General features: G+C 61.1%; 10 protein-coding genes. 5 read left to right on the top strand and 5 right to left on the bottom strand.

Annotated elements, in window-relative coordinates; all coding sequences use genetic code 11:
- Positions 1 to 118: 118 nt before the first annotated feature.
- Positions 119 to 760 (bottom strand): methyltransferase, encoded by a 642-nt coding sequence (locus tag ACDC66_RS08095; RefSeq protein ID WP_376696197.1) that lies wholly within the window; start codon positions 758 to 760, stop codon positions 119 to 121.
- 258 nt (positions 761 to 1,018) lie between these two features.
- Here ACDC66_RS08095 and ACDC66_RS08100 point away from each other — a divergent pair, with 258 nt between their 5' ends.
- On the top strand, positions 1,019 to 4,417 hold the full coding sequence (locus tag ACDC66_RS08100) for a COG1361 family protein (protein ID WP_376696198.1): 3,399 nt from the start codon (positions 1,019 to 1,021) through the stop codon (positions 4,415 to 4,417).
- 328 nt (positions 4,418 to 4,745) lie between these two features.
- Positions 4,746 to 5,669 (top strand): DUF808 domain-containing protein, encoded by a 924-nt coding sequence (locus ACDC66_RS08105; RefSeq protein ID WP_376696199.1) that lies wholly within the window; start codon positions 4,746 to 4,748, stop codon positions 5,667 to 5,669.
- A 108-nt stretch (positions 5,670 to 5,777) separates the two neighbouring features.
- Here ACDC66_RS08105 and ACDC66_RS08110 read toward each other — a convergent pair whose 3' ends face one another.
- On the bottom strand, positions 5,778 to 6,443 hold the full coding sequence (locus ACDC66_RS08110) for an NAD(P)-dependent oxidoreductase (RefSeq protein ID WP_376696200.1): 666 nt from the start codon (positions 6,441 to 6,443) through the stop codon (positions 5,778 to 5,780).
- Between the two features lie 22 nt (positions 6,444 to 6,465).
- Positions 6,466 to 6,849 carry a PAS domain-containing protein gene (locus ACDC66_RS08115; RefSeq protein WP_376696201.1) on the bottom strand — a complete coding sequence of 128 codons (384 nt, stop codon included), beginning with the start codon at positions 6,847 to 6,849 and terminating at the stop codon, positions 6,466 to 6,468.
- A gap of 344 nt (positions 6,850 to 7,193) precedes the next feature.
- Between ACDC66_RS08115 and ACDC66_RS08120 the strand changes: the two genes are divergently transcribed.
- From ACDC66_RS08120 to ACDC66_RS08130, 3 genes are all read left to right on the top strand, one after another.
- On the top strand, positions 7,194 to 8,465 hold the full coding sequence (locus ACDC66_RS08120) for an FG-GAP repeat protein (protein WP_376696202.1): 1,272 nt from the start codon (positions 7,194 to 7,196) through the stop codon (positions 8,463 to 8,465).
- A gap of 105 nt (positions 8,466 to 8,570) precedes the next feature.
- Positions 8,571 to 9,113: a hypothetical protein gene (locus tag ACDC66_RS08125; RefSeq protein ID WP_376696203.1), complete on the top strand. Its 543-nt coding sequence runs from the start codon at positions 8,571 to 8,573 to the stop codon at positions 9,111 to 9,113.
- Positions 9,114 to 9,126: 13 nt separating this feature from the next.
- Positions 9,127 to 9,255, top strand: a complete 129-nt coding sequence (locus ACDC66_RS08130) for a YlcI/YnfO family protein (RefSeq protein ID WP_376696204.1) — start codon at positions 9,127 to 9,129, stop codon at positions 9,253 to 9,255.
- Positions 9,256 to 9,413: 158 nt separating this feature from the next.
- On the opposite strand, the gene ACDC66_RS08135 is transcribed toward ACDC66_RS08130, so the two are convergent.
- Positions 9,414 to 10,241, bottom strand: a complete 828-nt coding sequence (locus tag ACDC66_RS08135) for a CmcJ/NvfI family oxidoreductase (RefSeq protein WP_376696205.1) — start codon at positions 10,239 to 10,241, stop codon at positions 9,414 to 9,416.
- A gap of 466 nt (positions 10,242 to 10,707) precedes the next feature.
- Positions 10,708 to 11,736 carry an IS110 family RNA-guided transposase gene (locus ACDC66_RS08140; protein WP_376696206.1) on the bottom strand — a complete coding sequence of 343 codons (1,029 nt, stop codon included), beginning with the start codon at positions 11,734 to 11,736 and terminating at the stop codon, positions 10,708 to 10,710.
- Positions 11,737 to 11,830 lie beyond the last annotated feature (94 nt).

Below are 11,830 nucleotides of genomic sequence, written 5' to 3' on the forward strand. Positions count from 1 at the left end.
AGCCTCGCCGTGGTCGGTCGGGTATCAAATCCGGCTGAAATTGATGTCCAGGTGGAAGCGACGTTCCAGAGGCCTTCGGGCGGCGCTTCTTCGGCTGCTCTGGTAACCGAGGCAGTACTCAGTCAATGCGGGAAAAGTACGCGGCCTGGGTTGGCGGGCCCAAATCGGGGTCTTCTTCGCCGATGCCTTCCAGTGTCACGCGGTAACTGTTGCGCTGGGCGACCCCTTGCGCCCACTGGCCGAACCGGGCGCGATCCCACTCGAACTTGTGATCGGACTCGCGGAACTCTCCGTGGCGCAATCCGTACAGGCCGTTGTACTCGCGGTTCGGTGTGGTCACGTAAACGACCCGCGGGCGCATTTCTTTGAATACAACCCGCTCCATCGCCGATAGTTTCCCCGGATTGATGTGTTCGATGGTCTCCACCATGGCCGCGGCATCGAAGTCGTGCAGAGACGGTTGCGATTCGGTGCAGGAACCGTTGATCAGCCTCAGTTGGGGGAATGACAGCCGGGAGTCACTTGCCACCAGTTGCCGTGCCCTTGCCAGCGTGTGCGGGCAGGGTTCCAGGCCGACGACCTGTTCGAGCTGTTCCTCATTGGCCAGGCGGTGCAATAGCAAGCCTGCGCCGCAGCCGAGATCGACCACCCGGCGCGCACCGCTGGCCCTCAAGCGATGCAACGCCTGGTCCAGGCGAGCTTCGTGCAGTACCGAGAGCCCCTCCATCATGGAGGCGGCTTTGATGGAATCGTCGTACAAGCTCAGGGGTGGTTTCTGCTGCGACAAGTGCACTGAATGGGCCCATGGAGAACGAAATTCAAGCGGCATGGGCTGGCGTCCGGCTCATTTCCGTGTAACGGGAAGCCTGATCAGGGCTGGGCTATCAGGTCGGGCTCCCGGCTATATGGTGCGCCCGGGGTTCGGGTGCTATGCTCGATAGCAATAACAACTCGAACCTGCAAGGCGGGGCATCGGCGATTTCATGCTGTAGCCGTCATTGCATCATGAGGGAGCCCCGTGCGCACAACAACGCTTTTGGCCAAAGTGGCCGTTATTCTTGCCATTGCCCTTGTGGCAAGTGGCCTGACCGCCGATGAAGTTCGTGCCCAGGACGTCGACCTTGTGGTCAACATCTCTGGCGACCAGCCTGCCTACATGTCGCAGGACATGCAGTCATTCACCGTCACCGTTTCCAATAACGGCCCTGATACCGCTACCAATGTCGAATTGGTCGTCGAGCATCCGATCGCCGAGACGCCGTTCGAAGACAGCGCCACCTGTCTGGCCCAGCCCGGTGCCAACCCGAACGGTCCGGCCGTGTGTCCGCCGGGCTCGGGTACTGCGCCTTCGGGGGCATTCGTGCGTAGCGGCCAGACTTTCAGCGTGACTTTGCCGGAGATTCCTGCCCTCAGCCAGGCACGGATCGACTTCCAGACGGAGGTGCACTGTCCCTCATCGAATGCCGGCGAACCGGCCTGTTTCGGGGTGCCGACCGGTAACTTTCTCGTTTCCGCTGATGTCACGGCGGCCGAAACCGAAAGCAATGCCGTGACCAACGGCAGCACGACCAACGTCTTCCTGTTTCCACCCGATGTGCAATACGCCGTCGATATCGTCGAGGCGCCGACTACGGCCACGCCCGGACAGGTGGTGGAATACGAATTCGAGCTCTACAGCTTCGGCCTTCAGCCATCCGACTTGCTGAATCTTGATATCGAGATCCGGGGCGAGGCCGGCAGCATGTCTCCGCTGAGCGTTTCAAACCATCCCTTCGGCGCCAACGGTTCGACGCTGCCCAATACAGAGCTGCTGAGCATCGACTGCGTATCGTCTTCGCTGGGCAGCTATCCGCTGGCTTCGGTTTTTCCCGCCTCGCCGGCGCCCTGGCAAACCTGCCCGTCGACCGGGTTGATCCCGGTTCCGACGCCCAGCAGCCCACAGAATAGTGCGCCGGTCTCCGGGTTCCCCACCGGCGATTTTCTGGCCAACCTGCCCGGTACGCTCGATGGTCCGACCGGCGGTGGCGTGATGCGCTTCCGGGCCGAGGTGCTCGTCGGCGATCCGGTGTGTGTGAGTGCGCCTGAAACCGGTGTGCGCGACCTGGTCTTCGAGTTCAGCGTCCAGGGCCTGCAGGGCACCGACCTGGTGCCGCCGGGCCCGGCCGACAACACGGCCACGGTGACCACCGAAGTAGCTGGCAACTGCGAAGTGGCTGATATCGAATTCACGACCGAGTCGGTCCCGGCTGCACCGGTGCTGGACGGAAACGGCGAGGCCAGCTGGGTGCAAGAAGTCACGGTGACCAACCTGAGCACCGGGCCGGCGGCCGGAACGGCCACCGACGTCGCCTTCGAGTTCGAGCACCACAGCCTGGCATTCGCCCACAGCTTCGGAGCGCTAAGCTGCAGTTCCTCGCCAGTCGGTCTTTGCCCGTCGTCGGCGGCACTCAACAGCGGGATCGTCTCGACGAGTAACAGCCACTTTCGCTTTGCATCGCTGATTGATTCACTGCCCCCGGGCGCGTCGGTCACCATTTCCCTGCCGGTCGATATTTCGCGCACGACCTGCTGGGGCAGCAATACCGCCGAGATCGATCTCCGCGGCCAGGCGTCTCCCTCGCCGGCGCTGTACGACCCGATTTACAGCACGGCCACGCCACCAGAGCCGCCGCCGTTCGCAACGGGCGCCAGTTCCTTCTTCGGCAACAACGGGCTGCAGACCGTGGCACCTGTTACCGGCCTGGACGTTTGTCCCGGTGGGTCACCACAGTCGTTCATCGAGGTCGAGAAATCCGGCCCCTTTGCCAGCGCGGCCGACGCCGCGGCGGGCACACCACTCATCGGGCAGGCGCCGGTCGACTTCATCACCGACGGCACCGAAGTGTTCTACAAGATCGTGGTGACCAATCCGAATACGGTCAATGCCGTTCCGCTCGGTGAGCTCAACGACTTCAATTTCAATCTGCCCGGCCTGGCCAATACGCCGCAGAGCGGGTTCGTGCACAGCGGCAGCGACCTGTCGGACTGGGGGATCACGTGTACGGCCGTTCCTGCCAGCGAGAACTGTCACGATATGGCCAGCAGCTTCTTGACGACGGGCTATATCAACTCGTTTACGCTCAGCTACGATCCGGGGCTGCACGGCGGTGACAGCGAGGTTCCGCTGGCGCCGGAGGGCACGCTGACCTATATCGTGCCCTTTACCATGCCGGTCCATCTCAACCGCTGCCACGACCCCGAGCTGACCAGCAACAATGTCACGGCGCGCTACGTCAACGCCGCCGGCGACCTGGTTTCGACGCCGCAGAGCATCGTCGATCAATACATCGGCATGCCGCCTTGCACGCCGGGTGCGCTGGAGATCGAGAAAGCCATTCTGCCGCCGGCCAGCGACACAAGTATTCCGATCAGCGGCGAGATCAGTTGGAGCGTCACCCTAACCAACGCATCGACCAGCGAAACCCTGGATATCCCGCGTTTCGTCGACGAGACTTTTGCCTTTGGGGTCAACGCTTCGATTGTCAGTGTCGATTGCACGGTTATTACCGGCGGCGCCCAGTGTCCGCCCACTCCGGTTGTGCCGGGCGTGCAGACGCCGGCTTCGGGGGCGACTTCGCCGCTGTCCAATCCGCTGCACATCGACCACGAGTGGGGCGCGGCCGGCGACGGAACCTTCCCTCCCGGGGGCAGCATCGAGTTTGTGATCACCGCTCAACTGGCCAACCCGACCAGCATGTTCGGCTGCATATTCAATCGGGCGAAGTTCAATGCCCCGAACGATCCCAATGGCTGGATACCGGCGGAGGATACAGCGACCAGTTGTCCGCCCCCGGCGCCGGAGCTGAGCGTCCAGAAGACCGTATCGCCACAGATGGCCGAGCCGGGCGATACCGTTACCTACACAGTCACCGTGGTGAATATCGGTTCGGCGTCTGCCGATGGCGCCGTGCTTGTCGACCCCTTTCCGCCCGCGCTGCTGCCCGCCAACGCCGGCGGCTATATCAACGTGAGTTGCATCGACATCAGCACTTCTGGATTCATTCCCAATCCGCAGGGTACGGCCGTGTGTCCACCGATCACCAGCGATCCCACGGGCCTTCAGGCCACGATCGCGACCTTTGGGCCCAATACCGCACTGGAGTTCACCTACCAGGCCGTCATGCCGGCGTCCGTCGTTTCGGTGGATAACCAGGCAACGGTAACCGCGCCGTCTCCCGGCGGGTTGAGTTTCGGCGCCGGTACGACGCAATCGCAGCAGAACGTCCAGGTTCAGAACGAGCCCTCAGGCGAGCCGCCCATCGGCCCGCCCGGCAGTGCTGCGCCGGTTCCTTCGCTGACCCCGTGGTCAGTGGCCTTGCTGGCAATGTTGATGCTCATCATGGCGCGTTGCGCCGGCGTATTTCGAATACGGGCGTGATCCCGGAAGCATGCTCAAGGCACGCGGTCTCCAGCCCGATAATGTCGACACTTTGGTAATGGAAAATGGGTTTAAGGGATAGGCCGGATAAGGCGTAAAAATGAAGGCCATGATTTGCCGAGATGGGCCCTATCAATTGCAAGACCTGCGAGAGGTTTTCGAGCGTTACGCCCGGGGCCGGCAGTTGGGAAAGATGGTGATTGAGATCTAGCGGATAAATGAGCAGGAAATAGCCCCGGATACCCAATGTTTCGGCTGTGTAGGAAGGCGCCACGAGTCGACCCGACTGTGACAGACTGATTGTCCGATCGACGAAAAGGGATATTGCATGGCCGGAGCAAGCTTACTCAGTCTTCTCGACGACATCGCCACATTGCTCGATGACGTCTCCGTGATGACCAAGGTCGCCGCCAAGAAGACTGCGACGCTGGTTGCGGACGATCTGGCGGTCAATGCCGAGCAGGTCACCGGCATCTCGGCCAAGCGCGAACTGTCTGTCATCTGGGCCGTCGCCAAGGGCGCGACTCTCAACAAGATCATCCTGATTCCGGCTGCGCTGCTGATCAGCGCTTTCATCCCGTGGGCGATCGTGCCGCTGTTGATGCTCGGCGGTGCCTTTTTATGCTACGAGGGTGCCCACAAGGTTCACCAGAAGCTCTTCCACAGCGAAGCCGATAAGCAGGAGAAGGAGCAGCTGAAAAAGGCATTTCGAGACCCCAAGGTCGACCTGGTCGCCTTCGAGAAGAAGAAGATCAAGGGTGCCATCCGCACCGATTTCATCCTTTCGGCCGAGATCATCGTCATCGCGCTGGGCTCGGTTGCCGCAGCGACGCTGAGCGTACAGCTCGGCGTGCTCATCGCCATCAGCGCGCTCGTGGTCTTGGTCGTGTACGGATTGGTCGCCGGCATCGTCAAGATCGACGACCTGGGTGTCCAGCTGTCGAAACGCGGTGGCGGGATCGGCCGATTCGGAGAGTGGCTCATCGACGCCTCACCGGTGGTAATGAAGGGCCTCGGGATCGTGGGCACGCTCGCGATGTTTCTGGTCGGCGGCGGCATCTTCTCGCACAACATCCCCTGGATGGAGCACCTCTTCAAGGGCTGGGCAGCATTGACCGTAGCGCTTGAGCCGGTCACGCGACTGTTGCTTGACGGGTTTCTCGGCGTCGTGATCGGCGCAATTATCGTGGCGATTCTTTCGCTCGGTGCCACGCTTACGGGCAAGGGTGAGCATTCGAAGGCCGAACAGTGAGTTCCCGGGAGACGCTGCTCTTGTCATAGTGTCTTGAGCGCAGATTACCCGGAAGCCCTTTTCATTTACTATGAATCCTGCGTGTTCCAGATTCACTTCCGGCCGGCTTCAGGATTCCGAGGAACACCCATCCGCCAACACCGGCGCTTGGTGTAGATTTTTGCCGTCAAGCGCTCGCTCGACCAGGAACTCCGCAACGTCGGCCCGGGAGATCAGGCCGTTGCGCCAGGATTCCGGATCGGTCAGGACCTTGTATTTGCCCTTCGCCCGGCCATTGGTCAGAATCGTGGGACGCGCGATCGTCCAGTCCAGACCACTGCGTTCGACGATCTTCTCCTGCACATCCTTGTCGGCGTACACGCGGCCGAGGAGCAGGTGATGCCCGGTTTCCTCGACTATGTTCATCGCGCTGCGGCTTGCCCCGGCGCCGAAACCCGTCACCACGACCAGGCGCTTCGGCCCGTTTTCCTCCATCTCGTCGACTAGGATTTCGGTGGAGCGGGAAAACACAGTGACCGGCCGAAAAAGCCGAGTGGGGCCGGAGGGCATCCCCAGTGCAAAAATCACCGCGTTAATGCCCTTTAGCGCGCGCCGTACGTCGTCCCGATCGGTCGCGTCGCCGGAGAACTTCTCGAGTCGTTCGTGTTCGCGCTTGATGTTCGCGGCGCCGCGCGCCATTGCCCGTACCGAGCAGCCGCGTTTCAGCGCGTAATCGACCGCATGCCGGCCGATCCCTTTGCTTGCGCCAATGATGAGCACAGCCTTGTCTGTCATGGCATTCCGGGGTGATTCGTTCTCAGGGGGCTTCCCGCTGCACCGCGATATAGTAAGTCACGTCATCGATGTCAATTACGCGCTCGACCTTCCATTCGATCTCGAATTCACTGCCGTCCTTGCGATAGTTGATGGTGCGACCATGAAATACGCGACCTTCGGCCACTTCCTTTTCCAGCCGCTCGAGCACCTCGCGGTCGGTCCTGGGACCTTGCAGCATGCCCGGCGTCTCGCCCATCACCTCGTCGCCGCTGTATCCAGTCAGGTCGGTAAACCGGTCGTTGACGTAAACGATCTCGGAGGCGCCGTGCTCGTCGGTTGCTCGGGTCACCATGACCGAAGTGAACGCGATCTTTGCCAGCGCGCGGAACAATGGTGATGAAAGTGCATGTCGCTCGTCATTCATTGTGGTTCCTGTTGATTTTGAACTAACGAGACAATAACGCGGCGACTGTGAACACCCCGGCCAAAAGGATCATGAGAAGAACCCTGGAAGCGCCGCTGTTGTCGGTTTCCCGACTCATTGCGAGTTATTTTCGGTGTGGGTGTCCGTTTTTGCGAGAAGTCCTCGTTATAACTTATGTATGCAAGCTTCGTTCGACTCGTAAGTCCCTGCTCTGAACGGAGAAATAGGGCACTCGACGGTTTTCGGGCTGTAGATCATGTTTCATAAAGGGTGGGTATCCGGCATTGCGCCGGATTTTGTAACTGCCCGCGCCGCCATGTTGTCTCGAGGCCTGCGGGTTTGGGATGACCAAGAAGGCAACCAAGGTGACGAACATGAAACGACTGATTCTGCTCTCCGTGCTGGCAGCGAGCCCGCTGCTTGCGGCTGATTTTCAGCTGACCGACATGATCGAACTTCGAGTAATCGACCCTGCCTCAGATGGCGGCCAACTCGGCCGCGCCGTAGCGCTCACTGGCGACACCGCCTGGTTCGGCGCACCGCAAGCCAACAGTTTCGATGGACGGACCTGGCGCAGCGAGGTTGACTCTTCAGGTCAGTTCGGGCCCTTGTCGCCGCTGGCGACCACCGGCGAAACTCCCTTCCGCTTCGGCGACGACATCGCCGTCGACGGCGACTGGGCAGCCGTAGGGTATTACTCGGACAACCGCTTCGACCTTTACCACCGTAATGGAAGCAGCTGGATTTTGGCGGGTAGCCAGGAAGCACCGGACGTTCCAGATATCACCATTCGCGGCATGGCGCGTGACATGGACCTCAAGGACGATTTGCTGGTGGTCTCCGCCGCGCCGTCAAACGTTGGTGCCATCGGCAATGCGGGGGCAGTGCTGGTATTTCGCCGCGACCTGGGCGGGTCGGGTAATTGGGGACTGGAGGCCACATTGATTGCGCCTTCGCCTGCGAGCGGCAACAACTTCGGCATATCGGTCTCGGGTGCCGAAGACACCATTGCCGTCGGTGACGATGTGGACGAGACCGTTTATATATATCGATTTGCCAGTGGGACCTGGGACTTCGACAAGACGCTTGTGCCTGTCGGCCAGGCCACCGACGACAATTTCGGCGTGAGTGTTGCCGTTGAGGGCGACATCGTCGCGGTCGGCGCGACCAACGGGAACGATGCCCCGAGCCCGTCGAACTCCGGGTCCGTGCATCTGTTTCACCGCGACGTGGGCGGCGCCGGTAACTTCGGGCAGATTGACCAGATCGCCCCGAGCACGCCCGATTCGATCGATCGTTATGGCGAAGTTGTGGTGCTAAACGATGGCGTGCTGATGGTCGGGGCGCCCGGCGCGAACCAGGCCTACGCTTATGCTGACCTTGGTGCGGGCTGGCAAGAAATTGCTTTTCTGGTCCCGCCGCCCGCGGAGGACTTCTTCAATGCCTTGTTCGGCTCCGACGTGGACTACGATGACGGGCGCATCCTGGTGGGTGCACAGCGCTGGGATGACACCACCAGCGACGAGGAGGACGGCGCGGTGTTCATGTTTCAGAGTGACGCCATCATGGCGTGCGGAGTCATCGATGCCATCTTCTGTGACAGATTTGAGCAGTGAAGAGGGAAAATCCGGACAGTCGCCATTCACCTGTTTCAGCGCTATTTGCCCGGTATGAATGGCTAAGCTAGTATTGGAGGAAGGCAGAAATATTTGGGCGCTGTCATGATCAACATCATCAAAAGTCTGGGGCTGCTTGCGATTTGCGTCACGCTGCTCGCAGGATGCGGCAAGTCCTCATTAATCAAGGGTAACGAAGCATTTCGCAGCGGCGACTATGCCTCGGCCGAATCGCATTGGCGCGAGCTTGCTAAAGCGGGCGGTGCCGACGCTCAACACAATCTTGGGGTTCTTGAGCTCCATCGGGATGACGCTGCTGCAGCCGCTCGATGGTGGCAGCAGGCAGTCGCCCAGGAGTTTGTGCCTGCCATGCTGGCGCTTGCTCGCCTCGAGTTGATGTCGGGCCGGCGCGACGCGGCTGTTTCGCATTATCGGCGCGCGGCTCGTTGGGGGAATGATCGAGCAGCCTCAACTCTGGAAGCGCTTGGCGAGCCCGCCCCACCCGCTGATCTTCGTATGGCCTACGTGAAGCGCCTGGAATACCGGAAAGAACGTATCGGCCGCGAGCTCGATCGCCCGAATCGCAACGAATCACTCAGCCAGATGCTCGACAAGTACGCCTATCTGGCGAGTGAGAAAAGCGACTAGGGCATCCCAAATCATGTTGGCGAAGAAGTCGGCCACCATTCCACCTCTTCGGGCAATACCGCAGCTCCGCCAGGACATGGAAAGTGTGCTTCACGACGGGGAGTCGCTCGGCGAATTTGTCGAAGAATCCCTCAGGCGGTAGATCGAGCATCGGAATATGTAGCGGGAGTATATCGCCCGTGGGCTGGCCTCGCGCGATGCCGCCCGGGCCTCAGGACAGTGCGCCCGAAAGGATGAAGCGGGAGCTGAATACCTTCATGCTCGGGAGAGGATGGGCTCCTCTTCCCCCAACTCGTAACTCTAGAAGAACACCAGGCAACGCGTCTCCAGGCTTTCTCGCGCTGGGGCGTCGCCGGGTGCTCGCGGATCCTTGCAGGAAGAATGCGGCGTGAAACGAGTGCGCCCATCGAGCGCCGAATCGTAGGTCTTGAACAGCAGAACCTCGTCGCAACCCATTCGGGGGTAGTAGTACCAGCGCTGCGCCGGATCATAAAGAGCCACCTGCAGCTCACCGATCCGGTCCTCCCCGCGCCGTTCCACGGCTACGAGGCTGTCTTCCCGCATTGTGCTTGCGTCGCACAGCACCAGTGGGTGGTCGAGTACCGGCGCAGCGATGGGTCGCCAGGCATTGATGATTGCAAACCGTCTCTGCTTCAGCTCCGTCGCCTCAGCCGGTGAGTCGCTGAAGAAATCATCGAGTCGCCTCGGACCCGAGTCGTGCGTGTAATCGTTATGGACGATGCTGGCGGGATCTCGCGAGCCGCGGGCCTGCTGACTTGAAACCGAGGAACTTCGTCGGGTGTCGTCGAAGACCTCGACCCGTTGCGCGCCCGTCACGCGCTTGATCAGGCCGGTCAGTTCGGGATGGTAGGTCGACGTCAGCGCCGAGTCGTTGTAGAAGTCGCCGACTTCGCTTCGATGCGCAATCAGCATGAATCCTTCGATATCCAGATCGGTTTCGGGCAACGCCTTCCTGGCATCGTGAATCTCGACTTCGTGATTACGGTAATTGCCGAGGTGTTCGGTCTGGTCGCCACCTCCCTTCGAGGGCACGTAGACCAGGGGTGCCGACAGGTCGGCCAGAAACTTGAGCTCGGCCCGCAGAGGCGCCTGTGTTGGCTGATTCATCACGTGCTGGCCTGATTTTAACCGGTCGCTGTTGGAGATATATAGGTGCAAACCCTACGCACTCTAAATGCTACTGTCCATGCGCAAGATCATGGTGATCTATGCGCCGTTGCAAGCCAAGACCTGACGCCGACCTGGCCCTGACCATCGACGACGGGCTGGCCGAGGCTGGCTGTCGACCCGGTGTTCTACGATATCCTCCAGCTTTTCGAGCGAAAAACCAGGACATATATGGACGCCTCCGGTCTGTCAACCTGATGAGGGATACGGTTCGCGGACATATATTCGGCGTCTTTGTGGAACCTGATTCTGGCTCCGCGCCATGATGAGATCCGTCCCCCGCCGCCTAGACATCCACTCGGTGTAGTGACCTCTGTCCTTACTCAGGCTCTTGCGAGGGCGGATGACCGTTTGTTCATCAGGTCGAGCAAACTCGTTGGCGTGACTCCTGTTCGGTCCTCAGCGACTAGCCGCTGAAGGCTTTGTTCATGTCGAAGCGCTCGCCCTTGGCGATCACCACCCAGGCGATCCGGGCGAGTTTGTTGGCCAGGGCGACGACGGCCTTGTTGTGGCCGCGCCGGGCCTGGAGCCGCTTTACCCAGCGCCCCAGCGCATTGTCGCGCCTGTCGGCCCAGCGGATGACCGCTCGGGCGCCGTGGATCATCATCGTTCGTAGTTCGCGGTCACCGTTCTTGCTGATGCCCAGCATCCGGGTTCTGCCGCCGGTCCCAGTGTGGCGGGGCACCAGCCCCATCCAGGCCGCCATCTGCCGGCCATTGCTGAACTGGCGAGCATCGCCGACGGCGCTGAGCACGATCGCGCTGTTCACGGCCCCGAAGCCGGGGACGTCCTGCAGCGCGCTCGCAGCGGGATTATCCCGAACCAGAGTCTTCTGCCGCTCCTGGGCGGCGTGGATCTTGTCGTCGAGCTGCCGTAACTCCTCGGCCCACTCCGCGATCAGCTCCCGGGCGACGGGCGTGAGTTCATTACTGGCGTCTTCGAGGACGTCGGGCAGCGCTTGCTTCAACGCCCGGTAGCCGAGCGGGATCGAGACCCCGTACTCGCGCCCGGTCGATCGGATCTGGTTGACGACTGCCGTGCGATGACGAATCCAGCGCTGGCGCTGCCGGCTGATCATCTGCAGATCCTGCTGCTCGAGCGACTTGACTGGCACGGTCTTGAGATTGGGCCGCTGGCTGGCCTCGGCGATGGCCAGGGCATCGTGCGCATCGCTCTTGTTGACCCGGACGAAGGCTTTCACGTGCTGGGCTGGGATCAGCGCTACCCGGTGACCCATCGCCTCGAAACGGCGGCCCCAGTAGTGGGCGCTGGAGCAGGCTTCCATGGCGATGAGGTCCGGCTCGAGGTTAGAGACGGTCGAGGCCAGCTTTGCCCGGCGCACCTGCCGGTTGAAGACCTCCTTGCCGGCCTGGTTGATCGCGCACAGTTGAAAGACGTTCTTTGCCAAATCGATACCGAGAACTTTAATATGCATGATGGACGCCTCCTCTTTGTTTGACTGGTGGTTACGTCTAACCAGTGTGGCGCATCGCGACGCCGAGTAAAAAGGGGAGGCGTCCATCTCATCA

This window comes from Wenzhouxiangella psychrophila, from assembly GCF_042310375.1.
Lineage (GTDB): Bacteria > Pseudomonadota > Gammaproteobacteria > Xanthomonadales > Wenzhouxiangellaceae > Wenzhouxiangella.